Below are 21,954 nucleotides of genomic sequence, written 5' to 3'. Positions count from 1 at the left end.
GTCAGTACATGTGAACGGAGTCAGCATCATGGCAACTGCGGCTCGCCTTCGGGGCGTTGGACCGCTAATTGACCGTTCTGGCCGTCTCGCGCCCATTCGGTGCCCGGATGAGCGCACAACTCGGTGCGGGACAGCTCGCCAGTGAGTCTGATCCAGCATCTATAGCGCCCTCAGTCCTTCGATGACCTCGCGCAGGATGCGCTCGTCGGGCAGTTGGGCGGGCGGCACCGGGCGGCTGACCGTGACGCAGCCCAGTTCCAGGAGGTCGCCCAGGAGCACCCGCACCACGCCCACGGGCAGGTCGGCGTCGGCGGCCAGTTCCGCGACCGACTGTGTCTCGAGGCGGCAGAGCTCTATGAGGGCCCGGTGTTCCGGGCCGAGTGCTGTGTCGCCACCGACATCGGGTGCCCCCGTGTCGAGTGAGACGAGCGCGATGAGGTCGAAACGCACCCCGGTGGGGCCCGGCTTGGTGCGCCCGCCTGTCATCGCGTACGGGCGGACGAGTGGCCCGGCCTCGTTGTCGTACCACTGGCTGCCCGCCTGTTCAGGGAGGCCTGTGCGGTCCTCGGTCATGGCGCCGACCTCCTCGCTCACCCGGCCGCGGGCGGCCGCGCGGCGACGCGCGGCGCCGAATGGAGGTGCTCGCCCACCCGTTTGACCAGGCGTGCCATCTCGTAGGCGACCAGTCCGATGTCGGCTGTCACGGCGCTGAGGACGGCGAGGCAGGAGCCGTCGCCAGCGGCCGCCACGAACAGGAAGCCGTCGTCCATCTCCACCATGGTCTGGCGTACGCCGCCGGCACCGAAGTGGCGGCCGGCGCCTTTGGCCAGGCTGTGGAAGCCGGAGGCGACCGCGGCGAGATGCTCCGCGTCCTCACGCCTGAGGTCGCTGGAGGCACCCACCGCGAGGCCGTCGTTGGACAGCACCACGGCATGCCGCACTTCGTCGACGTGCAGCACCAAGTCGTCCAGCAGCCAGTCGAGTTCGCCGGTCCGCTTTGCGGTCCCCATGCCCGGGTCCTGGATCATGCGGGGTCTCCTTCGCTGCTGTCGCTGCCCGCTGCGGGGCCGGGGGTGGCGCCGAGGCCGGGTGTACGGCCGCCACCGCGGGCCCATCCGGCGCGGTACGCTGCCATGCGGTCCCGTACCACTTCTGGGGTGCGCTCTTCGTCGTCCCGGCGGCCGGTGGCTTCTGTGGGCTCTTCGGGGCGTTCTTCGCGCAGCTGCGGAGCGAGGCTGGCCTGTCGTACGCGCCGTGGGAGACCGTCGGATTCCTCGGCATCGGCGTCGTCCTCGGGGCGGTGCAGGCGCAGGGTGGTGACGGCGGGCGGCCGGCCGTCGTACGAGCCGTCCGTGGCGGCTTCCGCGGTGGCCGGTATGGGGGGCACCAGCGCGGGCCGCTCGTTCTGTGCCTCTACGGAGTCCCTCTTCGCCGCGGGACCGGGCACGCGCGCGTACGCGCGTTCCGGAGGCCGTTCCGCCTCCGCGCGGCGGGCACTGGAACGTTCCTCCGCACCGGTGTGCAGCAGTGCCGTGGGCAGCAGGACGACCGCGGTGGTGCCTCCGTAGGGCGAGGTCCGCAGGTGCACCTTGATGCCGTGCCGCGCGGCGAGTCTGCTCACCACGAAGAGACCCAGCCGGTCGCTGTCGAACAGGTCGAGTGCCTCGGACTGCTCGATGCGGCGGTTGGCTTCGGCGAGAGTCTCCTTGCCCATGCCGAGTCCCCGGTCCTCGATCTCCACGGCGTAGCCGTTGCCGACCGGCTCGCCGGTGATCCGCACCCTGGTGTGAGGCGGCGAGAACTGGGCGGCGTTCTCGACGATTTCGGCCAGGAGGTGCGTGAGGTCGGCGACCGCGGCTCCGATGACCGATGTCTCGGGGAGTTGTCGCACCTCCACGCGCGCGTAGTCCTCGACTTCGGAGACGGCCGCGCGGACCACGTTCGTCAGGGAGACCGGCATGCGCCAAGCCCGGCCCGGGGCGGCTCCGGAGAGGATGATCAGACTCTCCGCGTGGCGCCGCATGCGCGTGGTGAGGTGGTCGAGCCGGAAGAGGTCGCTGAGCTCGTTCGGGTCGTCGGACCGGCGCTCCATGTTGTCCAGCAGGCTCAGTTGGCGGTGGACGAGGACCTGACTGCGGCGGGCGAGGTTGACGAAGACTCCGGAGATGCCACTGGCCAGTTCCGCGCGCTCGACCGCGGCGCGCAGGGCGGCGCGGTGCACGGTGCCCAGGGCTTCCACGACCTGCCCGGTCTCGTCCTCCGCGGGAGGCCCGGACGGAGCCTCGGCACGGATGTCGATCTCCTCCCCGGCGCGCAGCTTCCGCATGGCGTGCGGGAGTTTGTGCCGGGCGATCTCCAGGGCGCTGTTGCGCAGGCTCACCAGCTCGATGACGAGGCCGCGACCGATGCGCACGGAGATCACGAGTGACGTGGCCACGGCGACGAGTCCCAGGAGGACCGCGACACCGGCCGGTGAGAGCAGGCCGCGCCGGAACGGGTCGGCCCGGTTCGCGACACCGCGGCCGGCGTCCGCCTCGATCGTCCGCATGTCGTCCTGCACGCGCGCGTGCGCGGCGTTCCAGCTCACCTCGGGCGCGGCGTCCAATGCCTTGCCGCCGGGCCGGGTCACGAGCACCTTGTCCTCGACGGCGCGTACGTCGGCGTACGCGCTCCCCTCCGCGAGGTCCTGCCAGGCGGCTCGTTCGGGCCCGCGCAGGTCGGCGACGGCGGATTCGGTGAGCAGCCTGCGCGTGTCGACGGCGCCGGTGAACATCCGCAGCCGCGGCCCGTCGAGGGTGCCGGCGAGTCGGGCGCCGGCCAGCACCGCGTCCTCCTGTGCCAGGGCTTCTCCCGCGCGGGAGAACTCGAGCAGCACGCGCGCGTCGGATCCGATTTCGGCGTCCTGAATGCCGGTGAGCGCGCCGCCCACTCCGAAGGCCGTCGAAATGGTCTTGGTGTACCGCCCGTACGCCTCGTCCCAGCCGGTCCGCCGATCGAGTACCGCGGTTCGCAGGGAGCGCAGCTGTTCAGCTCCGGCGACGAAGGTTTCGAGGCGCCCGGCCACTCCTGAGGGGAGCTCTTCGCTGTCGGCGACGGTGTTGCGATCCCCGAGTCGTAGCTTCGCCACCGCCCGGTCGGTGCGCTCCGCCAGCTTTTTGAGGTCGCTCTCCTGGTCGGCGGCGGGTTTGGTCGCGTAGCGCACGGCTGCCGCGCGTTCTTCCTGGAGCGCGGCGACGGCCGCTGCGACCGGGGCGCGCACCTGGGAGTCCACGCGTTGCAGCTGCCGCAGCCGCGAGACGTCCTGGGCTGTGGTGACGGTGGCGTATGCCCAGAGGGCGAGCAAGGAACCGACGGGCACCATCAACAGGCAGACGATCTTCGCCCGCACGGTACGGGGGCGCAGACTCCAACCTGCCTCGCGCGTGGGCGCGTCACGTTGCACCGTGCCCGCGGATACTTCTGGGCCCGAGTTCTCTTCGGCCGGCGGTCCGGCGTGCGCCCGGCGGCCTCGGACCGGGGTCGTCGGCGGCTGGGAGCCGTTCACAGGGGTCTTACGGGGTGTACGCATGGCCTCCTCGCTCGGGGTGGTTCGGGGGATGCTCCTGCCGGGTCGCCGGTCCGGGCCCACCACTATCGGGCGACGCTCTCGACGGGCCGCTGGGCCGACTCGGAAGCCTCACGCTCCCCGGCCGTCGGGGACAGCGCGACGAACGCCGCTGTCAGGAAGAGATAGGACCCGAGGCCGACGGCGAGGGGGAAGATGAACTGCATCGCCGTGGCCCCGGGCAGTGCCTCGCCGGAAGGAGAGACCTGCACTTTGACCGCGATCATCCCGGTGTAGTGCATGCTGCTCACCGCCACGCCCATGACGAGGGATGCGACGGCGACCGCGATCGGCGACTTGATGTTCAGCGCCGCCCACAGAGCCGCGGTCGCCGCGATCACGGCGATCACGACGGAGATCCCGACGAGCACCGGGTCGTAGTCCACGTCGCCGTGCAGCCGCAGCGCGGCCATGCCCAGGTAGTGCATGCTCGCGACGCCCAGCCCGGTGGTGAGCCCGCCGAGGAAGAGCGCGCGGCCACGGTCGCGGCCGTAGCCCACGGCGAAGACGCCCGCGCCGACGACAACCATGGCGACGACCAGGCTGACGATGGTCAGCGGCACGTCGTAGCGGATGTCGGTGCCGCTCACGCTGAAGCCGAGCATCGCCACGAAGTGCATCGTCCAGATGCCCGTGCCGATCGCGGAGGCCGCGGTGAGAAGCCAGTTGCGGCGTGATCGTCCCGAGGTGGCCAGCGCGCGGACCGTGCAGCGCAGCCCGAGGGCGGCGCCGATACAGGCCATCGCGTACGACAGTACGGGGGTCAGCCAGCCGAAGGTGGCGTGGTCCAGGTGTCCCATGGCTCCGGGACGCTAGTCCCGGCCAGGGGGCGTGAAGGGGGCGCATTTCGAAAGCTGTTGGAATATGGCGTAGCGATGCACCTGAACGATCGCGTCACGCTCGAACATGTGCACCGCCTCGCGTTTCGCGGCGGCGTTCGATCATGTCTGCTCGCCGCCGGTGCGAGATCATGCTGTGCATGAGCGACGACCACACGCATGTCCAGGAGTTCTTCACGGCCCGCGCGGCCGACTGGGACGACCGGTTCCCCGACGACGATCCTGCGTACGCGGCGGCGGTTGCCGAACTCGGGCTGCGGACGGGCGACCGCGTGCTCGACGCGGGCTGCGGCACGGGACGGGCCCTGCCGCCCCTCAGAGACGCCGTGGGGCCCTCCGGGGTGGTTCTCGGCGCGGACCTGACCCCGGCCATGCTGAAGGCTGCCGTACGGGCGGGCCGGGACCGGCTGGGACAGCTGCTGCTCGCCGATGTGGCGGGGCTGCCCCTGCGTGCGGAGTCCCTCGACGCCGTCTTCGCGGCCGGACTCATCGCCCATCTCCGAAATCCCGCTGAAAACCTACGGGAGTTGGCACGAGTCGTGCGGCCCGGCGGGACGCTGGCGCTCTTCCACCCGATCGGCCGGGCCGCCCTCGCGGCGCGCCAGGGTCGGCAGATCACGCCGGCAGACCTGCGCGCGGAGGCCAACCTCCGCCCGCTGCTGTCCGGCTCCGGCTGGCGCATGACGGCCTACGTGGACGAGGACGCCCGGTTTCTCGCGCTGGCCGAGCGTCTGGGCTGAGGCCGCGTGGCCGCGAGCTTCTTCTACGAAGGTGATCGCCCGCTGCGGGCCGAGGAGTTGGACAATCCCTTCCGTCGCGGGGTCCTCGGCATCGCGCGCCGCGAGCAGGGCCGACTTCGCCTGGCTGCGGTCCACGATCGCCTCCCTCGACGGGCGGCCATTGACGCTTCACGACACCGTCCCTCTTCTGATGTCGAAGCTTCAACACTACGTTGAGTACAGCAGGCGAACGATCAGCAATGGCAACCGCGCAGGGGGAAGGTGGCCGTGATGTCCGGTTTGTTGGCCAGACTCTGGAAGTTCTTTTCACGCCCGCGACCGGTCGGGCCTCAGGAGAAACATCGTCCGACGGATCGTCGTCCGGTGAAGCGCACTCACAACCTGTTCGAGGCGGCCGCGGCCTATGTGTCGGCATGCGCGGAGGACGACCAGGACGGGATCGACGAGGCCGCGGCCTGGGTGTCGCCGGAGGCGCTGTCGTTCGGGGTCAACGAGCTGGCGTGTCGGGCCGTCATCGCTCTCGCACGGGAGCGCGACGAGTCGCCCACGGCGGTGGCGCGGACGCTCCTCGGCCTGCCCGTCGCCTGACCTCGGCACGAGCCGTTCGTACCCGCCGGCAGGTCAGCGGCGTGCCGGATTGCGGACCCGGACCCCGATAGGTGGTCGTTTCGCCCCTGTCCAGGGGGATAACCGCAGCTCCGTGCGCGTTCCGGACCCGTGACAACCGCCGCGGGAGCGCATTAGGGTGCGCCGACAGATGTAGCGATGGGGAGGCTGGGATGGCCGGGACGGACGATGAGGCCGTCGCCACCGGGGACGACGACGCACTGTATGTGCTGACGGCGGTGCTCCTGACGCCGGCGCAGTTCCCCAGCGTGCTGGGCGACGACTACCCGGAAGCCTGCTCGGCGCTCGGTCTCGTGCCGGTGACCGACGGGTACGGTCTGGTGCTCGGCCAGGACGGGGACGGGGCGCGGTGGACGGTCGTCGTCGACGACGTCTCGCTGGTCGCCGTCGCCATCGCGTCCTGGGACTGCGGCATGGAGTACGACCTGTCGCCCGACGAGCGCACGATGGTCGCGGCGCTCCCGGGGTGGCCGCTCGCCCTCGCCGTCGCGGCACCCGGCGTACCGGCCCCGCACGATCCCCCACCCGAAATCGCGGAACAGGCGCCGCTGTCCCCGCCGGACACGTCCGGCTGGGGTCCGGCGCAGCGACGGCTCGGTGCCGACGAGATCGCGCTCCAGTGGGCGGCCTGGCGGGAGCAGATCAACGACGAGGAGTTCGTCGATCCGGACGCTGAAGCGTCCTCCGAGGACGCGGCGCGGAGTGACGGTTCCGATGAAGGCGACGACACCGGGAGCCTGCCTCGCGGCAGCGTCCGACGCGTGCTCGCGGAAGTGCGCGCGTACGTGGACACGCCACCACCCCTGGGCCGAGTGCGCTCCTCCTTCGCACCGGGTGACGCACGCACCCTACGGGCCGACGGGCCGGGCTGGTCGATGGTGGCCAGGACCGACGACATCGCCTTCGTGCTGCTCGACGAGAAGCCCGGGGAGATTCTTCCGGTCGGTCGTGGGCCCGAGCTGCCCGGTCTGCTGGAGGCGCTGGACAAGATGGCCGTACGCCCGAGCTGAATCCGGCGGGATCAGGACGGCCGGGGCGAACCCGTGCTACCCACACGGTCGGGGCGGGGCGCATGTCGATGGCCTCTACGACACGGATCCGGAGCAGCCGTAGGCGAGCCTCCCGTGCTGCCGGTCGGCTTTCCACGGGCTCGTGCGCATGGCTGGAGCGGGCGTGCAGCCGCCCGCGGACCGTACCGTCGGCAGGCCCACGAGCGGCGACGTGGTCAACTCCCCTGCTCTGAAAGGGACCTGACCGGATCGATGGAGCCTCAGCGACCGATCTCCTTGCGCGTGACACGGCGCAGCCTGCGCCGCTGTGAGGGGTCCAGCGTCAGATACGCTGCCGCCGGAACTCCCAGGACGATCAGGAGGGCGGCCCACCAGGGCAGCCAGATGAGCAGGATGATGCCGGCCGCCACACCCCCTGCGGCGATCTTCGCGTTCTTCGACATGTGCGTCGCCTCCTTCGCGGCCACTGCCGCTCTCTGTCTTGAGAACGGGTCCGTGCTCCCCGCGGTTCCAGGCCATGCCCCTGATACGACCCTGAGCGCGACCCCTACTCGACCCTGAGGGGCTCCCCGACCTCGTGCATGTGCCGAAGGGCCTGACGGTAGGAGTCTACGAGTCCCGTCTCCATGTATGGGATACCCAACTCTCGACAGTGTGCGCGCACCAGGGGCTGGGCCAGTCGGAGATGAGGGCGGGGCATACTCGGGAACAGGTGATGCTCCACCTGGTAGTTGAGGCCACCGAGGAACCAGTCGGTCACGGCGCTACCGCGGATGTTGCGGGAGGTAAGCACCTGGCGACGCAGATGACCCCACCCCTCGCCCTGGGGGTCGGGCATCTCCATGCCCTTGTGGTTCGGCGCGAAGGCCATGCCCAGGTGCAGGCCGAAGAGCGCCTGATGGAGCGCGGCGAAGGCGAGGGCCGTGCCGAGGGGCATGGAGGTGAGCAGCAGCGTCACGTACGCGCCGACATGCGCCACCAGCAGTATTGCCTCCACCACGCGCTCACGGGGAGGCTGCCGACGCAGATCCTGGAAGCCGTGGACCTTCAGCGCGACGCCTTCGAGGAGAGTGAGCGGGAAGAAGAGCCAGGCCTGGTTGCGTGTGATCCAGCGCCGGAAGCCGACGCGCCCCGTGGCCTGTTCGCTGGTGAAGACCAGGACGTCGGCGGCGACATCGGGGTCCTTGTCGATGTGATTGGGGTTGGCGTGGTGGCGGTTGTGCTTCTGGTTCCACCATGAATAGCTCATCCCGAGCAGCAGATTGCCGTGAATGAGCCCGATCAGGCGGCTCACGGCCCGGTTGCCGGTGATCTGGGAGTGGCCCGCGTCGTGGCCTATGAAGGCGGTACGGGCGGACAGCACGGCGAGCAGGGGGGCCAGGAGCAGCACCCACGAGGAGTGGCCGATCAGGACGACGCCCGCGACGATGCAGGCCAGGGTCAGTGCGTTGACCGCGATGGTGATCGCGTACCAGCCTTGCCTGCGGTCGAGGAGGCCCTGACTCTTGACGGTCCGCAGGAGTGGCGTGAACTCGCTTGATACCCCTGGAGGGTGTTCCGCGACGGCTGCAGCGGTCTGGGGCATGGTGGGTCTCCGTCTCTCGCCGAAGGGCTGACCTGAAGAAACGTACGGATCAGTGACCTTGCGCGACCATGGCGCCACCACCCGTGTTCATGGAGGGAGGACCCCCGGTCGGCTGGTGGCACTGACGACACCCCCAGGGCGAGGTGACCGGGGTCACGACTCCGACGAACCCGCCAGGCGGTCAGGGTGCTGTATCCTCGGCGACCCTGAACCCCAGTAGTCAAATTTGAGGAATGCATCATCGCTGTGCAGAGGATTCCTGCGGCAACCGCCTCCGAGATCTCCGAACTGGCCCGCTGCTGCGCCGTGTTCGTGCCTGCTGATCCGGCCCGTACGGGGAGCGTCGCGTTCTGGCTGCCCGACGGTTCAGGCCCCCCTGCCGTCGGGTCCGGCTCCGTCGAGGAGCTGACGGTCGTCCTGCCCGCTGAGGATGGCGTCGAGCTGGTGAGCGTACCGGCCGTTCTGTTGCCGGTGCGGGCGGCTCTGCCAGTCCTCACGCGTGCGCGCGCTGCCACACAGGCGCACAGGACGACCGCGTTCTGGGGTGCGGCGGCCGTTCTCGCGCTCCAGCTCGCCGCGCGGGGGCTGCTGTTGCCCGGTCTGAGCGCCGCTGACCACGACGCGTGGCGTGCCGGTCCCCTGGGGGCGGCGGATCTGGAGCGGATCCGCGAACTGGCCGCCGCGATGCCGCCAGAGGCGCACGCGGCGCCGGTCGACGACGTCGAGCCGCTGTGTCTGCCCGACCCGGAGTGGCTGCTGCGCGCCTTCCTCGACGCGGTCGCCGACACACTGCCCCGCTCCCCCGCCGCGACGCTCGCGGCGGGTGGTCCTGCCTTCGCCGCTTCGGAGCCGCGGCATGTGCCCGAGCAGCGCCCGTGGGCCGCCGACGTGGCAGCGGGGCACGACGCGGGCGTACGGATCTCGCTGCGGGTCGAGGTGCCGGGGCTCGCGTCAGCCGTGTCGGACGAGACCCGGCTGCCGTTCCGTGCGGTGCTGCAGCTGCACAGCGTCAGCGATCCGACGCTGGTTGCGGACGCGGCCGAGGTGTGGAGTGGATCGAGCCCCGCCTTCGGTCCACGCGCGCGGATGGACGCGCTGCTCGCGTTGCGCCGAGCCGCGCGGGCCTGGGCTCCGCTCACTCCCCTGCTCTCGGCGACCGCGCCCGACTCGATCGAACTCGCCGACGAAGAGGTCGCCGAACTCCTCGGCGAGGGCGCCCGATGGCTCACGGCCACCGGTGTGGAGGTGCGCTGGCCCAAGGAACTGGCGCGCAAGCTGACAGCCCGCGCGGTCATCGGCCCGCCTGACGAAGAGCGGGGCCCCGGCAAGCTGCCGTCCGACGCACCGCCGTTCCTGTCCGCCGACGCGCTGCTGGCCTTCAACTGGTGGTTTGCGCTGGGTGATCAGCAACTGACGCGACAGGAGCTGGACCGGCTCGCCGAGGCGAACCGCCCCATGGTGCGGCTGCGTGACCAATGGGTGCTCGTCGACCCACAGGAGGTGCGCCGCGCCCGTGACCAGCAGGACCGCAAGGTCACGCCCATCGACGCGCTGAGTGCCGCTCTGGCGGGTTCCACGGAGGTCGACGGCCGCCGGGTGGACGTGCGGCCCACGGGGTGGCTGGCGACGCTGCGGGAGCGGCTCTCGGACCCGGAGGGGCAGGAGCCGGTCGGGCAGCCCGCCGCGCTCACCGCGACACTGCGCGACTACCAGCTGCGCGGACTCAACTGGCTGGCCCGGATGACCTCCTTGGGGCTTGGCGGCTGTCTCGCGGACGACATGGGTCTGGGCAAGACGATCACGCTGATCGCCCTGCATCTGCACCGGCAGACCGACGAGTCGGCCGCGGGCCCCACGCTGGTCGTCTGTCCGACGTCGCTGATGGGCAACTGGCAGCGTGAGATCGAGAGGTTCGCTCCGGGCACTCCGGTCCGCCGCTTCCACGGCCCGCGACGGAGCCTGGAGGGGCTGGCAGACAGCGAGTTCGTGCTCACGACATACGGAACGATGCGGCTCGACGCGCCGCGACTGGCCGAAGCCTCGTGGGGCATCGTCGTCGCCGACGAGGCACAGCACGTGAAGAACCCGTACTCCGACACGGCCCGGCAGTTGCGGACGATCGGGGCACGCGCACGCGTGGCGCTCACCGGAACTCCGGTGGAGAACAACCTCTCCGAGCTGTGGGCGATTCTCGACTGGACGACACCAGGGCTGCTGGGCAGGCTCGGCACGTTCCGCACCCGGTACGCGCAGGCCGTCGAGGGCGGGCAGGATCCGGGGGCGGCGGAGCGGCTCGCCCAGCTCGTGCGGCCGTTCCTGCTGCGCCGCCGCAAATCGGACCCGGGCATCGCACCCGAGCTGCCGCCGAAGACCGAGACCGACCGAGCCGTCTCACTCACCAAGGAGCAAGCGGGTCTGTACGAGGCGGTGGTCCGCGAGACCCTCGCGGAGATCTCGGGCGCCGACAGCATGGCGCGGCGCGGGCTGATCGTGAAGCTGCTCACCGGGCTGAAGCAGATCTGCAACCACCCGGCGCAGTTCCTCAAGGAGGACAGGCCGAAGATCGCGGGGCGCTCCGGGAAGCTGGAGCTGCTGGACGAGTTGCTCGACACCATCCTCTCCGAGGGGGCATGCGTTCTGGTCTTCACGCAGTACGTGCGGATGGCCCGCCTCATCGAGCGGCACCTGAGCACGCGCGGCGTGAACTCGCAGTTCCTGCACGGAGGTACGCCCGTCCCCAAGCGTGAGGCCATGGTGCAGCGCTTCCAGGAGGGCCAAGTGCCCGTCTTCTTGCTGTCGTTGAAGGCGGCGGGCACGGGCCTGAATCTGACACGCGCCGAACACGTCGTGCACTACGACCGCTGGTGGAACCCGGCCGTCGAGGCGCAGGCCACCGACCGCGCGTACCGCATCGGCCAGACCCGGCCGGTGCAGGTGCACCGGCTGATCGCCGAGGGGACGATCGAGGACCGCATCGCGGACATGCTGCTGCGCAAGCGGGCGCTGGCCGACGCGGTGCTCGGCTCCGGGGAGTCGGCCCTCACCGAACTGACCGACTCCGAACTGGCCAACCTGGTGGAACTGCGAGGAGGCACTCGATGAGCGACCCGTACGACAACACGCCGGAGCGCACCTTCGCCGCCCTGCCGCCCGCGCACGGGCGGGGCTTCGCACAGACGTGGTGGGGGCAGGCCTGGCTGAAGGCGCTGGAGGACGCCGCGCTGGACTCGGAGCAGGTGAAGACGGGCCGCGGGCTCGCGCGGGCGGGAGCCGTGGGCGCCGTGTCGGTGCGTCCGGGGCGCATCACCGCGGTGGTCCAGGACCGCGACCGCACCTCGCACCGCGCCGACGTCCTGCTCCAGGAACTGTCCGAGGGGCAGTGGGACCGCTTCCTGGGCATGGCCGTCGAGCGGGCCGGGCACATCGCGGCGCTGCTCGACCGCGAGATGCCGCCGCATCTGGTCGAGGACGCGGCGGCCGCCGGTGTCGAACTCCTGCCGGGCCTGGGGGATCTGGAGGCGGAGTGCGGCTGTGGCGCGTGGGACCACTGCGGTCACACCGCGGCGCTGTGCTACCAGGTGGCACGGCTGCTGGACCAGGATCCGTTCGTGCTGCTCCTCATGCGCGGTCGCGGCGAGCGCGAGCTGCTGGACGAGTTGCAAGGACGCAGCGTCCCTCGGACCGAGGCTGCTCCCGCGCGGCAGCAGGCGTACGAGGGCGTGGACGCCGCCGAGGCGTACGCGGCCGGGGACATCCTGCCGCCGCTGCCCCCCGCGCCTCCTGTGCCCGCAGAGCCGGGACTGCCGCCGTCTCTGGACACGGAGACCGATCCCGCGCCCGGGGTCGATCCGGCCGCGCTGGAGTTCTTGGCGACGCAGGCCGCCCGCGAGGCGCACCGCCTGCTCGCCGAGGCGCTCAGAACCGGACACGAACAGCAGTCCGCCGAGGCCCAGTTGACGCTCTCGCAGGACGCCGTCCGGCTCGCCTCGGGTGTTCCGGAGGCTTCGGTGGCCGCCCGGCTCGCGGAGGGGTCGGGCCGGGACCGTGAAGGGCTGGCGCTCGCCGTCCGCGCCTGGGACTACGGGGGTGTGCCCGCGCTCGACGTGCTGGAGGCGGAGTGGGCGGTGGAGGCGGAAACGCTCACGCGCGCGCGTGCCGCTCTGGAGTCGGCCTGGGAGGAGGACGAGCGGCCGCCACTGCGCGCGTCCCGCAACCGCTGGACCGTCGTCGGCGGGCGGGCACAGGTGCGTCTGGGGACGGACGGCCGCTGGTGGCCGTACCGCAAGGAGCGGGGGCGCTGGGTTCCCGCGGGTCCGGCGTCCCAGGACCCGGCGACGGCGCTCGGCCTGGCGGAAGGGCAGGAATGACACTGAGCTGAAGGGCGCGGACAGCGGCGGCACCGCCCAGCGGATGAGGGGTGGACGCTCGGCGTTCACCCACCGGCCGTACGGCGTTCGGCGAGGAGGCGAAATCTGGCCCCTGTCACTGAACTTGTGCCCCAGGAGGCCCCGATGTCCCCGAATGCCGCCGGTCAGCGCCGCGTCCACCGTTCCGTCGCCGCGGGCTTGCCGCTCGCCGTGCTGGCCGCCCTGGCGGTGTCGGGTACCGCGGTCGGTGCGCCCTCGGGGGACGCGCGTGTCACGCGTTCCGCGACGCTCGCCGACATCCCCCTCGGCACGTTCAGCAACTCTCTGCTCCCTGGCACGGTGGACGACGACCGGGGTGTGGACCTCGGTGGCATCGGCAGCGACATCTACCCGGCGGGCCGCAAGGGCGAGTTCTGGACAGTCACCGACCGCGGGCCCAACGGCCAGATCAAGGTGGACGGCAAGAAGCGCCGCACGTTCCCCGTGCCCGGTTTCGACCCGGCGATCGTGAAGATCCGGGTGTCCGGCGACACCGTGAAGATGCTGGACGCGATCCCGATCACCACCTCCTCCGGGAAGGCCGTCACCGGGCTGCCGAACCAGGAGGGGCGCGACGAGGCGCCGTACTCGTACGACGCGCGGACGCCGCTCTCGTACAACCCGAACGGTGTGGACACCGAGGGCGTCGTGCGAGCCGAGGACGGCAGCTTCTGGCTCGTGGACGAGTACGGGCCCTCGTTGATCCACGTCTCCGCGCGCGGGAAGGTACTCACCCGGTACGTACCCGAGGGGCTGAACCTGAAGGGCACGGACTACCCGGTCGTCGAGGCACTGCCCGCCATCCTGCTGCACCGGAAGGTCAACCGCGGTTTCGAAGGGCTCGCCCAACTGCCGGGCGGGGATCTCGTGATGGCCGTACAGAGCCCGCTGTCGGTACCCGACACGGATGCGGGCGAGGCATCGCTGACGACGCGCCTGTTGCGCTTCTCGCCGCAGAAGCGGGCCGTCACCGCCGAGTACGCGTACCGGTTCGACCCGGTGAACGTGGTCGACCCCAGCGAGGACGACCCGGCTGAGCTGAAGATCTCCTCCGTAGTGGCCGTCGGCCGCGACCGGCTGCTCGTCGAGGAGCGCACCGACAAGGCTGCCCGGTTGCAGGTGGTGAAGCTGAGCGGACAGGCGGACATCCTCGGCGACAAGTGGGACGACGACACCACGGCCCCGTCCCTTGAGCAGCTCGACGACCCCGCTGCCTCGGGTGTTCCGGTGCTGCGCAAGCGGCTGGTCGTCGACCTCGGCCAGGTGTCGGGGCTGCCCGGGAAGATCGAGGGCGTCGCGCGCGTGGACCACGACACGCTCGCGCTCATCAACGACAACGACTTCGGCATGACGGACGGCCCGGAGGCGTTCGACGGACAAGGACGCTTGTTGGACAGCGGTATCGAGACCACGGTGACGTACATACGGCTGCCGCGCGGGATCTGACCGTCGGCCTCCGTTCGGCGTTTTCACACGACTACGCGCGCGTGGCTCACTTCAGCGGCTTGGTGAGCTTGCGGTTCCCCTCCCCGACGTCCGCGGCCAGGCTGCAGGCGACGTTGTCTATGCCGATCTCGAAGCCTGAGGGATCCGGATACTGCACCAGGGTGCCGCGCACGGTGCCGGCGGGCTGCCGGGCCGCCTTGGTGTCCAGGGGCTTCTCGCAGAGGTCCGATGCCGCCTTCTTGAGGGCGGCATCGGTCGTGTAGGTGCCTTCCAACTCGGCCACCTTCACGACTTCGGCGTCATGTGCCGCGCGGCACGAACGCTTCGAGGCCTGGCCGGGCCGACTGTCGTCGATGTCGAAGCAGTCACCGGTTCGCAGCATGTAGTACGGCACCTCGTCGCCCGCGAGGGACGGGAGCAACGAGTCCAGGTCGCTGGGCAGATCGCTCGGCAGGTTGGACGGCACATCGGTGGGCAGGGAGGGCAGTTGGCTGGGCACCTCCGACGGGATGCTCAGCGACGGCGTCGGCAGACGACCCGTGGTCGCGCTGCTCTCCGCGGGCGGGTTCTTGTCCGACGAGCCGTCACCGCTGGTGGCGACCAGGACCACCGCGGCCACCGCGCCGATCGCCACGAGCACTGCGAGCAGGATGAAGAGCATGTTCCGGCGGCGTCCCGGGCCGCCCGGCGGTCCGGGAGGAGGTGGTGGCTGCCAGCCTCCACCGCCTCCCTGCCATGGCGGGCCGTTGCCTCCAGGAGGAGGCCCGTAACTCCCGGGAAGAGGTTCGTAACCTCCGGGAGGAGGTCCGAAGCCTCCGGGCGGCGGGCCGAACCCGCCACCGCCGTGAGGCGGTGTGTCGTCCGGCGGCCGGGGAGGCTGGGGCGGTAAGGGCGGCGTGGCCATACCGTCAAGAGTCGCCTCGAACCGGTCACAATGCGACCCCCGCGCGGAAGTTGATACGGACTCATGGCGTGGATCGCATGATTCCGGAGACCTTCCGCGCAGGACTCTCCCACCGGAGTCGGAATCAGCCCCGGGCGCCCAGCAGGTGGTCCATGGCCAGCTGGTCCAGGTGCTCGAACGCCATCCCGCGCGCGGCGGCCGCCTCGGCGTCGAAGCCCTCGAAGGCCGTACGGTCCGCGAGCAGCGCCTGGAGGCCGTCCGCGGCGGTGGGCTGGGCCAGTTCGTCCAGGCGCGAGGCCCGCAGGGCGTCCTGGACCTCGGGGTCGGCCCGGAAGGCCGCCGTACGATCGCGCAGGATCAGGTAGTTGCGCATGCAGCCGGCGGCCGAGGCCCACACGCCGGCGTAGTCCTCGGTGCGCGGCGGCTTGAAGTCGAAGTGCTTGGGGCCTTCGTAGCCGGCCGTCTCCAGGAGGTCGACCAGCCAGAACGCGGCCCGCAGGTCGCCGGCGCCGAAGCGCAGGTCCTGGTCGTACTTGATGCCGGACTGGCCGTTGAGGTCGATGTGGAAGAGCTTGCCCGCCCACAACGCCTGGGCGATGCCGTGCGGGAAGTTCAGCCCGGCCATCTGCTCGTGGCCCACCTCCGGGTTGACGCCGTACAGCTCGGGCCGCTCAAGGCGCTCGATGAACGCCAGCGCGTGCCCGACGGTGGGCAGGAGGATGTCGCCGCGCGGCTCGTTGGGCTTCGGCTCGATCGCGAACCGCAGGTCGTAGCCCTGCTCGGTGACGTACTCGCCGAGCAGGTCGAAGGCCTCCTTCATACGGTCCAGGGCGACGCGTACGTCCTTGGCCGCGCCGGACTCGGCGCCTTCACGGCCGCCCCAGGCCACGTAGATCTGCGCGCCCAGCTCGACCGCCAGGTCGATGTTGCGGATGGTCTTGCGCAGGGCGTAACGGCGCACGTCGCGGTCGTTGGCGGTGAACGCGCCGTCCTTGAACACCGGGTGGGTGAAGAGGTTGGTGGTGGCCATCGGCACGGTCATGCCGGTCGTGTCGAGGGCCTGCCGGAAGCGCTTGATGTGCGACTCGCGCTCGGTGTCCGAGGATCCGAAGGGGATCAGGTCGTCGTCGTGGAAGGTCACTCCGTAGGCGCCGAGCTCCGCCAGTCGCTGCACCGACTCGACCGGGTCCAGGGCGGCCCGGGTGGCGTCCCCGAACGGGTCCCGTCCCTGCCAGCCGACGGTCCACAAGCCGAAGGTGAACCTGTCCTCGGGGGTGGGCTGGTAGTTCATGCCGCGGCTCCTTGTTTGCTCCGACTATTTCGTCATGGCACTTAACAAATTAGTATGCGGAGGCATCTCTGGGAAGAGACAAGATGTCTCCGAACAGAGGCAACGGGTGAAATCTGGGCCGTGTCGGCCCCGACAGACACCCAAAAAGACCAGGTCAGACCCCGCGGAGCCGCGGAAGAGGGAGAGTCCGATGTCAGCAGCCGAGGGTCCGCTCGTCGTCGGCGTGGACACGTCCACCCAGTCCACCAAGGCGCTGGTCGTGGACGCGGCCACCGGGGAGGTGGTGGCGAGCGGCCAGGCGCCGCACACCGTCTCCTCCGGAGCGGGTCGCGAAAGCGATCCACGGCAGTGGTGGGACGCACTGTGCGAGGCGCTGCACCAGTGCGGAGACGCGGCGCGCGAAGCGGCCGCGGTGTCGATCGGGGGGCAACAGCACGGCCTTGTCACGCTGGACTCACAGGGCGAACCCGTACGCCCGGCACTGCTGTGGAACGACGTGCGTTCGGCGCCGCAGGCCCGCCGTCTCACCGAGGAACTGGGTGGGGCGAAAGTCTGGGCCGAGCGCACCGGACTCGTCCCGGCCCCCTCCTTCACAGTCACGAAGTGGGCCTGGCTGGCCGAGAACGAACCGGAGGCCATCCGCGCGACCAAAGCCGTACGTCTGCCGCACGACTACCTCACCGAGCGCCTCACCGGGCAAGGCACGACCGACCGCGGCGATGTCTCCGGTACGGGGTGGTGGGCGTCCGGCACCGAGTCGTACGACGCAGGGATCCTCGAGCACGTGGGGCTCGACCCTGCTCTGCTGCCGCGTGTGGTCCAGCCGGGCGAGGTCGCGGGCACCGTCCGTGACCGCCATGGCCTGCCCTTCTCCAAGGGCACGCTGGTCGCCCCCGGCACCGGTGACAACGCCGCCGCCGCGCTGGGCCTCGGGCTGCTCTCAGGCACCCCGGTGCTCAGCCTCGGCACGTCGGGCACGGTGTACGCCGTCTCGACGCGGCGCCCCACGGACCCGACCGGCACGGTCGCGGGCTTCGCCGACGCGCGTGGCGACTGGCTGCCGCTGGCCTGCACCCTCAACTGCACTCTCGCCGTGGACCGCGTCGCCACCCTGCTGGGCATCGACCGCGAGGCTGTCGAGCCGGGCACGAGCGTGACGCTGCTCCCCTATTTGGACGGCGAGCGCACCCCGGACCTGCCGCACGCCTCGGGCCTGCTCCACGGGCTGCGGCACGACACGACACGCGGACAGGTGCTCCAGGCCGCGTACGACGGCGCGGTCCACTCGCTGCTCGGCGCCCTCGACCTGGTGCTCGACGAAGACGCGGACCGCTCTGCGCCGCTGCTGCTCATCGGCGGAGGCGCCCGCGGAACAGCCTGGCAGCAGACCGTGCGACGGCTGTCGGGGCGTCCCGTTCAGGTGCCCGAGGCCAAGGAGCTGGTGGCGCTCGGCGCCGCCGCGCAGGCCGCGGGCCTGCTGACCGGCGAGGACCCGGCAGCGGTGGCCCGTCGCTGGGACACGGCACGCGGGCCGGTGCTTGATGCTGTGGAGCGGGACGAAGCGGCGCTCGCGCGGATCGCCGCGGTACTCTCCGACGCCGCTCCGCTGCTGGAGCGAGAGGCAGATCACCGCTAAGAGTTTGATCAGCGCCCGATGAGAGACTGGTCAGTGACCTCCGCTCCGCCTCTTGTGGCGTCGGCGCACACTGGCCAGGACAGCCCTGAGGGGCACCGCCCGAACGAGGACTGACGGAGGCATGACCGCACCCCTGCACGAGGCCCATCCCAGCAGTCCCGGCCGTCGCCTGCCCGACACCCAACAGGGCATGCGGCGCCGCAACCTGTCGCGGGTGATGCACACCGTGAACGCCGAGGGACCGCTGTCCCGCGCCGCGGTCGCCTCACACATCGGGCTGACCCGGGCGGCCGTCTCGACCCTCGTGGACGAGCTGATCCGTTCCGGACTCCTCGAAGAACTGGGTCCCGAGCGGCCGGGGCGGGTGGGGCGGCCCGGTTCGGCGCTGGCCCTCAGCGGGCGCGGCCCCGCGGGGATCGGCGCGGAGGTGGGCGTCGACCATCTCGCCGTGTGCGCGGTCGATCTGCGCGGCGAGGTGCGGGCGCGGGCGATGCGGCACGGCACCAACCGCGGCCGGTCGCCCGAGCCGGTGCTGCGAGAACTGACCGAGCTGATACGGCAGGTCGTCGCCGAGGCCGACCGTGCGGGCCTGTGGCCCGCGGGTCTCGCCGTCGCCGTACCCGGCCTGGTGGCGCGCGATGCCCGGACCGTGGTGCGCGCCCCCAACCTCGACTGGCACGACACGGATCTCGGCGCTCTGCTGCCGGGCGAACTGCCGCTGACGGTCGACAACGAGGCGAACTTCGGTGGTCTCGCCGAACTCTGGCTCAACGAGCAGGCTCCGCGCGACTTCCTGCATGTCTCCGCCGAGATCGGCATCGGCGGGGCGGTGGTCGTGGACGGGCGGCTCCTGCGGGGGACGCGCGGGTTCGCGGGAGAGTTGGGGCACGTGCCGGTACGTCCCGAGGGTCCTGCCTGTGCCTGCGGCGGACGGGGTTGTCTGGAGCAGTACGCGGGCGAGGAGGCCGTGCTGCGCGCGGCCGGCCTGGAACTGGGTGAGGACCGCGTCGGGTTGCTGGCAGAGCGCGCCGCTCAGGGTGACAAGGACGTACGGCGGGCCCTGCGCGACGCCGGAACCGCGCTGGGCATCGCGCTGACCGGTGCCGTGAACCTGCTGGACCCGGAGGTCGTCGTGCTGGGCGGGGCGCTGTCCGGACTAGCGCCCTGGCTACTGCCATCGCTGGAACGGGAGTTGGCGCGGCGGACGGCCGGTCCCGCCTGCGCGGTGTCCGTCTCCCGGCTCGGCCCAGAGGGCCCGTTGCTGGGCGCGGCGCACTCGGTCGTGCGAGCCGTGCTGGACGATCCGGCGGCGGTGGGCGGCGGGGCATAGGTCTCGGGCCCGCTCTTACCGGCCGCGTGGGTCGTCCCACGGCTCTTCACAGGGCTCTTCTCGCTGGATCCTCACGCCTCAATCCCCCTTACGAGTGACCGAGTTGTCCACAGTCCTGGGGTTCTCCACGGACCAGGCCACGCTCTTCCTCGCCAACCGGCAAGAGCCGTACCGTGATTCACGCGAGACGCTGCCATCGGGCAGACGAAGGCGCGTCCGAGCACGGGGAATCGGGGGATTCACATGTCGGGGGAGACCGCAGGTCCAGGACTACGGCACAAGGCAGTCGAGCTGCGCGAGGTCCTGTTCCAGAGGATCACTGCGATGGCGCCCGCCGCAGCGGGTGCAGCGTCCATTCCGTCGAGCACGGTCTTCGCGGGCGGCAGCCTGCCGCTGTCCCTGCTGATGGCGCTGGTGGCATGCCTGCTCACCGCATCGTCCGTGGTCGAGCCGGCACGGCAGCTGTCCGCCGCGGACTCGGCCGAAGTGACGGCGCCGGTGCCGTATGCGGGTCCGATCGCCGGGGCCTTGATGCTGGCCGGGGTCGTGGTGCTCGTGATGCTGTCGCGACGCCATCCGGAGCGCATGGCCGAGACAGCCCGTGCCGTGTCCACCTCGACGAGACCCCTTCCCCCAGCCTTCGCTAGAACGGAGCTACACAACCATGAGTGACCCGCGGATCCTGACCGTGCGGCCCGAACCCGGCGAGTACGCGTGGACGTTCGGCGGCGCGCCGCCCGTGGCGCGTATCGCGCCGGGCACGGTCCTCGACCTTTACACAGAGGACTGCTTCGCCGGGCGGGTGCGGTCGGAGAAGGACCTGGTGTCAGAGGTGTGCGAGTTTCCGTTTCTCAACCCGCAGACGGGACCGTTCCATGTGGAAGGCGCGGAGCCGGGCGACACGGTCGCGGTGCACTTCGTGTCGATCGAACCGGCACGGGACTGGGCGGCGTCGACAACGGTCCCGCTGTTCGGGGCCCTTACCTCCACGCACACCACGGCCACACTTCAGCCGCCGTTGCCGGAGACCGTGTGGATCTGGCAGCTCGACCGGGCGCGCCGCACCGCGTTGTTCAGCGCGCGCGACAGCGACATCCAGATCGAGCTGCCGATGGACCCGATGCACGGAACTGTGGGCGTGGCGCCCGCCAACCTGGAGGTGCGCTCCGCTCTGGTGCCGGACGCGCACGGCGGGAACATGGACACGCCCGAGATGCGGGCCGGTGTCACGTGCTTCCTCGGAGTGAACGTCGAAGGCGCGCAGCTGAGCCTCGGTGACGGGCACGCTCGACAGGGCGAAGGCGAGACCTGCGGGGTGGCCGTCGAGTGTGCGATGAACACTGTCGTAATCGTCGAGTTGCTCAAGGGGATCGCCACGCCGTGGCCCCGCATCGAGTCCGACACGCACATCATCTCGACCGGTTCGGCACGTCCCTTGGAGGACGCGTTCCGGATATCCCAACTCGACCTGGTGCAGTGGCTGGTGCGCGACTACGGGTTCAGCGAGCTGGACGCCTACCAGTTCGCGACCCAGGCCGTCGAGTCGCCGCTCGCCAACGTATGCGACACCAACTACACGTGCGTGGCCAAGCTCCGCAAGAAGTGGCTGCCGGAGCGCGAGACGCACCGCGGGCTGCACGCGCGGTTGCGCGAAGCGGCGGTGGCGCTGGGACGTTGAGCCAAACCGCCGTGGCCACTGGCATCGCTCCCGCACGTACTCATTCACCACCGTTCCACCTCTCCACCTCTCCACCGCTCCACCGCAGCACGACACCACTCACCACCCCTCACCGAGAGGCGCTTCCTGATGAACCGAGCCAAGCTGGACCGACCCAAGTTCCTGCCCGCAGCCCTTCCCGGTCTGCCCAGCCTTCCCAGCAGGCGACGCCTGCTCCAGAGTGCGGCCCTCGCCACGCTCTCCACCGCGTTACTCCCGAGCACCCGAGCCGGCGCGAAACCCCAGGCCTTCGACTACCCGCAAGCGGAATGGTTCCCGGCGAACACGGCCAACTACACGGCGGCCAATCGCCCGACGAGCCACCCCGTCGACTTGGTGATCATTCACATGACGCAGGCGACCTACCGGAACACCCTGGCCATCTTCCAGAACCCGAAGAAGCAGGTCTCCGCGCATTACGTCGTCCGGTCGGCCGACGGCCACGTCGCACAGATGGTGCGCGAGCGCGACATCGCCTGGCACGCGGGCAACTGGACCTACAACACGCGCGGCATCGGCATCGAGCACGAGGGCTGGGTGGACAAGCCCGCGTACTTCACCAGCGCCATGTACGAGGGGTCGGCGCGGCTGACCGCGGCGATCTGCGCCAAGTACGGGATCCCCAGGGACCGCTCGCACATCATCGCGCACTACGAAGTACCGGGCACCGACCACACGGACCCGGGGCCGAAGGGAGTGTCATGAATTAGGTGGGAACTTCACCAGAAGGGACACCTGATGACGATCCAGAAGGCTCACTCTCTCGAGACGGTGGGCGGCGTGTCGCTTGCCGTCGAGGGGACGGCCGCGGACGGTGCG

The 21,954-nt window shown here is 70.7% G+C and carries 19 protein-coding genes and 1 pseudogene; 12 read left to right on the top strand and 8 right to left on the bottom strand.

All coding sequences use genetic code 11. From position 1 onward, the window contains the following. Positions 1-159: 159 nt before the first annotated feature. From ACTWQR_RS45605 to ACTWQR_RS45590, 4 genes are all read right to left on the bottom strand, one after another. Positions 160-573 (bottom strand): DUF742 domain-containing protein, encoded by a 414-nt coding sequence (locus ACTWQR_RS45605; RefSeq protein ID WP_443233211.1) that lies wholly within the window; start codon positions 571-573, stop codon positions 160-162. Between the two features lie 17 nt (positions 574-590). Next, on the bottom strand, positions 591-1,028 hold the full coding sequence (locus tag ACTWQR_RS45600; protein ID WP_443233210.1) for a roadblock/LC7 domain-containing protein: 438 nt from the start codon (positions 1,026-1,028) through the stop codon (positions 591-593). Continuing rightward, a complete protein-coding gene (locus ACTWQR_RS45595) occupies positions 1,025-3,568 on the bottom strand; it encodes a sensor histidine kinase (protein ID WP_443233209.1) in 2,544 nt (847 codons plus the stop codon). The genes ACTWQR_RS45600 and ACTWQR_RS45595 overlap by 4 nt, the downstream gene beginning before the upstream one ends. A 62-nt stretch (positions 3,569-3,630) precedes the next feature. After that, on the bottom strand, positions 3,631-4,404 hold the full coding sequence (locus ACTWQR_RS45590; protein WP_443233208.1) for an MHYT domain-containing protein: 774 nt from the start codon (positions 4,402-4,404) through the stop codon (positions 3,631-3,633). Between the two features lie 179 nt (positions 4,405-4,583). Between ACTWQR_RS45590 and ACTWQR_RS45585 the strand changes: the two genes are divergently transcribed. From ACTWQR_RS45585 to ACTWQR_RS45570, 4 genes and pseudogenes are all read left to right on the top strand, one after another. Next, the gene (locus ACTWQR_RS45585) at positions 4,584-5,183 is read left to right on the top strand and encodes a class I SAM-dependent methyltransferase (protein ID WP_443233207.1); all 600 of its coding nucleotides are present in this window, start codon (positions 4,584-4,586) and stop codon (positions 5,181-5,183) included. A 12-nt stretch (positions 5,184-5,195) separates the two neighbouring features. Continuing rightward, positions 5,196-5,337: pseudogene (locus ACTWQR_RS45580) on the top strand (PadR family transcriptional regulator); the annotation flags it as partial. A gap of 116 nt (positions 5,338-5,453) precedes the next feature. Next, positions 5,454-5,771, top strand: coding sequence for a hypothetical protein (locus ACTWQR_RS45575; RefSeq protein WP_443233206.1), 318 nt, complete (start codon positions 5,454-5,456; stop codon positions 5,769-5,771). 191 nt (positions 5,772-5,962) lie between these two features. Beyond that, positions 5,963-6,820, top strand: coding sequence for a hypothetical protein (locus tag ACTWQR_RS45570; RefSeq protein ID WP_443233205.1), 858 nt, complete (start codon positions 5,963-5,965; stop codon positions 6,818-6,820). Between the two features lie 260 nt (positions 6,821-7,080). Here the strand turns inward: ACTWQR_RS45570 and ACTWQR_RS45565 are convergent, their stop codons facing one another. Together ACTWQR_RS45565 and ACTWQR_RS45560 are read right to left on the bottom strand one after the other, a co-directional pair. Beyond that, positions 7,081-7,263: a hypothetical protein gene (locus tag ACTWQR_RS45565; RefSeq protein ID WP_151475341.1), complete on the bottom strand. Its 183-nt coding sequence runs from the start codon at positions 7,261-7,263 to the stop codon at positions 7,081-7,083. A gap of 104 nt (positions 7,264-7,367) precedes the next feature. Further along, entirely contained in the window at positions 7,368-8,405 is a 1,038-nt protein-coding gene (locus tag ACTWQR_RS45560) for a fatty acid desaturase family protein (protein WP_443233204.1), read from the bottom strand. A 246-nt stretch (positions 8,406-8,651) separates the two neighbouring features. Between ACTWQR_RS45560 and ACTWQR_RS45555 the strand changes: the two genes are divergently transcribed. The 3 genes from ACTWQR_RS45555 to ACTWQR_RS45545 all read left to right on the top strand — a co-directional run bounded on the left by ACTWQR_RS45555 (position 8,652) and on the right by ACTWQR_RS45545 (position 14,257). After that, positions 8,652-11,507 carry a DEAD/DEAH box helicase gene (locus ACTWQR_RS45555; RefSeq protein WP_443233203.1) on the top strand — a complete coding sequence of 952 codons (2,856 nt, stop codon included), beginning with the start codon at positions 8,652-8,654 and terminating at the stop codon, positions 11,505-11,507. Continuing rightward, the gene (locus ACTWQR_RS45550; protein WP_443233202.1) at positions 11,504-12,772 is read left to right on the top strand and encodes an SWIM zinc finger family protein; all 1,269 of its coding nucleotides are present in this window, start codon (positions 11,504-11,506) and stop codon (positions 12,770-12,772) included. Before ACTWQR_RS45555 ends, ACTWQR_RS45550 begins: the two co-directional genes overlap by 4 nt. A 144-nt stretch (positions 12,773-12,916) precedes the next feature. Continuing rightward, positions 12,917-14,257 (top strand): esterase-like activity of phytase family protein, encoded by a 1,341-nt coding sequence (locus ACTWQR_RS45545; protein WP_443233201.1) that lies wholly within the window; start codon positions 12,917-12,919, stop codon positions 14,255-14,257. 46 nt (positions 14,258-14,303) lie between these two features. Here the strand turns inward: ACTWQR_RS45545 and ACTWQR_RS45540 are convergent, their stop codons facing one another. Continuing rightward, entirely contained in the window at positions 14,304-14,918 is a 615-nt protein-coding gene (locus tag ACTWQR_RS45540) for a hypothetical protein (protein WP_443233200.1), read from the bottom strand. Positions 14,919-15,285: 367 nt separating this feature from the next. After that, entirely contained in the window at positions 15,286-16,452 is a 1,167-nt protein-coding gene (xylA, locus tag ACTWQR_RS45535; protein WP_443233199.1) for a xylose isomerase, read from the bottom strand. Between the two features lie 190 nt (positions 16,453-16,642). On the opposite strand from xylA, the gene xylB reads away from it, so the two are divergent. The 5 genes from xylB (at position 16,643) to ACTWQR_RS45510 (ending at position 21,840) form a co-directional block, all read left to right on the top strand. Continuing rightward, positions 16,643-18,088 (top strand): xylulokinase, encoded by a 1,446-nt coding sequence (gene xylB, locus ACTWQR_RS45530; protein ID WP_443233198.1) that lies wholly within the window; start codon positions 16,643-16,645, stop codon positions 18,086-18,088. A 121-nt stretch (positions 18,089-18,209) separates the two neighbouring features. Beyond that, positions 18,210-19,418: an ROK family protein gene (locus ACTWQR_RS45525; RefSeq protein ID WP_443233197.1), complete on the top strand. Its 1,209-nt coding sequence runs from the start codon at positions 18,210-18,212 to the stop codon at positions 19,416-19,418. Positions 19,419-19,742: 324 nt separating this feature from the next. Beyond that, positions 19,743-20,090, top strand: coding sequence for a hypothetical protein (locus ACTWQR_RS45520; RefSeq protein WP_443233196.1), 348 nt, complete (start codon positions 19,743-19,745; stop codon positions 20,088-20,090). Then, positions 20,083-21,096 (top strand): acetamidase/formamidase family protein, encoded by a 1,014-nt coding sequence (locus tag ACTWQR_RS45515; RefSeq protein ID WP_443233195.1) that lies wholly within the window; start codon positions 20,083-20,085, stop codon positions 21,094-21,096. Before ACTWQR_RS45520 ends, ACTWQR_RS45515 begins: the two co-directional genes overlap by 8 nt. Before the next feature lie 129 nt (positions 21,097-21,225). Beyond that, positions 21,226-21,840, top strand: coding sequence for an N-acetylmuramoyl-L-alanine amidase (locus tag ACTWQR_RS45510; protein ID WP_443233194.1), 615 nt, complete (start codon positions 21,226-21,228; stop codon positions 21,838-21,840). Positions 21,841-21,954 lie beyond the last annotated feature (114 nt).

Source organism: Streptomyces sp. 2A115 (assembly GCF_052245575.1).
In the GTDB taxonomy this organism is placed as follows: Bacteria; Actinomycetota; Actinomycetes; order Streptomycetales; family Streptomycetaceae; genus Streptomyces.
The sequence above is the reverse complement of the archived record's forward strand: the minus strand, read 5'-3'. Positions and strand labels throughout refer to the sequence as shown.

Excerpts from the sequence above, each read along its gene's own strand:
- ACTWQR_RS45605 (WP_443233211.1), bottom strand. The coding sequence starts at position 573 with ATGACCGAGGACCGCACAGGCCTCCCTGAACAGGCGGGCAGCCAGTGG.
- ACTWQR_RS45550 (WP_443233202.1), top strand. The coding sequence starts at position 11,504 with ATGAGCGACCCGTACGACAACACGCCGGAGCGCACCTTCGCCGCCCTG.
- ACTWQR_RS45545 (WP_443233201.1), top strand. The coding sequence starts at position 12,917 with ATGTCCCCGAATGCCGCCGGTCAGCGCCGCGTCCACCGTTCCGTCGCC.
- ACTWQR_RS45600 (WP_443233210.1), bottom strand. The coding sequence starts at position 1,028 with ATGATCCAGGACCCGGGCATGGGGACCGCAAAGCGGACCGGCGAACTC.
- ACTWQR_RS45560 (WP_443233204.1), bottom strand. The coding sequence starts at position 8,405 with ATGCCCCAGACCGCTGCAGCCGTCGCGGAACACCCTCCAGGGGTATCA.
- ACTWQR_RS45520 (WP_443233196.1), top strand. The coding sequence starts at position 19,743 with ATGGCGCCCGCCGCAGCGGGTGCAGCGTCCATTCCGTCGAGCACGGTC.
- ACTWQR_RS45595 (WP_443233209.1), bottom strand. The coding sequence starts at position 3,568 with ATGCGTACACCCCGTAAGACCCCTGTGAACGGCTCCCAGCCGCCGACG.
- ACTWQR_RS45570 (WP_443233205.1), top strand. The coding sequence starts at position 5,963 with ATGGCCGGGACGGACGATGAGGCCGTCGCCACCGGGGACGACGACGCA.
- ACTWQR_RS45575 (WP_443233206.1), top strand. The coding sequence starts at position 5,454 with ATGTCCGGTTTGTTGGCCAGACTCTGGAAGTTCTTTTCACGCCCGCGA.
- ACTWQR_RS45510 (WP_443233194.1), top strand. The coding sequence starts at position 21,226 with ATGAACCGAGCCAAGCTGGACCGACCCAAGTTCCTGCCCGCAGCCCTT.
- ACTWQR_RS45540 (WP_443233200.1), bottom strand. The coding sequence starts at position 14,918 with ATGCTCTTCATCCTGCTCGCAGTGCTCGTGGCGATCGGCGCGGTGGCC.
- xylA (WP_443233199.1), bottom strand. The coding sequence starts at position 16,452 with ATGAACTACCAGCCCACCCCCGAGGACAGGTTCACCTTCGGCTTGTGG.
- ACTWQR_RS45590 (WP_443233208.1), bottom strand. The coding sequence starts at position 4,404 with ATGGGACACCTGGACCACGCCACCTTCGGCTGGCTGACCCCCGTACTG.
- ACTWQR_RS45585 (WP_443233207.1), top strand. The coding sequence starts at position 4,584 with ATGAGCGACGACCACACGCATGTCCAGGAGTTCTTCACGGCCCGCGCG.
- ACTWQR_RS45525 (WP_443233197.1), top strand. The coding sequence starts at position 18,210 with ATGACCGCACCCCTGCACGAGGCCCATCCCAGCAGTCCCGGCCGTCGC.
- ACTWQR_RS45515 (WP_443233195.1), top strand. The coding sequence starts at position 20,083 with ATGAGTGACCCGCGGATCCTGACCGTGCGGCCCGAACCCGGCGAGTAC.
- xylB (WP_443233198.1), top strand. The coding sequence starts at position 16,643 with ATGTCAGCAGCCGAGGGTCCGCTCGTCGTCGGCGTGGACACGTCCACC.
- ACTWQR_RS45565 (WP_151475341.1), bottom strand. The coding sequence starts at position 7,263 with ATGTCGAAGAACGCGAAGATCGCCGCAGGGGGTGTGGCGGCCGGCATC.